Genomic DNA, 1,056 nt, shown 5'->3' with positions numbered 1-1,056 from the left:
CCCGCACTCAGGGCTGAAGATGCGCTCGCCACGCGACTTCATCGCAGCTCAAACCGCAACTGCCTGAGTGTCCGGCGAAACGGGGGCAAGACCACGGCTTCTGCGGCGCCGCTGGCTTCGGCTGGTCTGCGAAGTTTAGACCGTCGATCCCCATGATGTCGGCGTATTCGGTCCGGAAGAGATGCTGCCCAGTGACGGGGTCGGGATCTGGCGACACATCGTAAGATAGGCGCCTCAAGGCGCGACCGATCACTTGCTCGCAAATAAGCCGCGAGCCGAAGGCGCGCAGTCCCATGATGTGCGTCACGTTGTTGGCATCCCAGCCCTCAGTAAGCATCGAAACCGACACCACGCAGCGAACCTGTCCTCCGAGCCGCCCGGCTTGTCCGACTGTGTTCATCACTTCACGCAGGATCTCGGCGTCGGAGACATCCTCGACACCCTGGCCGCGACTGGCCCGCTCCCGACGGAAGGCCTCGATCTCGGTTGCATGTGCCTCGCGGAACCCACTGTCGATCTCGGCACCGCTTTCCAGGGCGGCGGAATCGATCAGGATCGTGCGCGGTTTCTCGAGGCGCTGGTCGTGATCGTCGTAGTTCCGGAAGAGCTCGAAATGCCCCTGCTTGACCGTTTCCCGATCCTCGTCATCGGTCCAGGTGAAACCGGCAATATAGTCGCGAACCGCTTCGGAGTTCGTCGTGTTGTTGCAGACTACGATGAATACCGGCGGGACGCCGACCTGCTCTTTTTCCCACAGGGCGAATGTCTTCTCGTAGTGACCATAGAGCGCATCCAGGGCCACCTTGAGTTCGATCGGCAACTTGTGTGGATCAGGCTTCGCCTCCCCGCGGCGTTGTTGCGTAACTCTGACTGCGGGCGATTCACATCGCGAATCCATGCGGTTAGACGGGTCGCATGAGCAAGCCTCCTCCCGCCCGCTACCGCACGACGAACTGGTCCAGCTATAACGCCGCGTTGCGCAAGCGCGGCTCGATGCTGATCTGGGTAGAGGAAATGGCCTGGCTGGCGCCGCATGAAGGTCGGCTCGGCCGCCCT

The 1,056-nt window shown here is 61.9% G+C and carries 2 pseudogenes; one reads left to right on the top strand and one right to left on the bottom strand.

Annotated features, from left to right (window positions below):
- Positions 1–94: 94 nt before the first annotated feature.
- A pseudogene (locus tag BLW27_RS20520) lies at positions 95–868 on the bottom strand (restriction endonuclease); the annotation flags it as partial.
- Positions 869–915: 47 nt separating this feature from the next.
- Between BLW27_RS20520 and BLW27_RS21080 the strand changes: the two are divergent.
- Positions 916–1,056: pseudogene (locus BLW27_RS21080) on the top strand (IS5/IS1182 family transposase); the annotation flags it as partial.

The organism is Citreimonas salinaria, from assembly GCF_900107235.1.
Classification (GTDB): Bacteria; Pseudomonadota; Alphaproteobacteria; order Rhodobacterales; family Rhodobacteraceae; genus Citreimonas; species Citreimonas salinaria.
The sequence above is the reverse complement of the archived record's forward strand: the minus strand, read 5'-3'. Positions and strand labels throughout refer to the sequence as shown.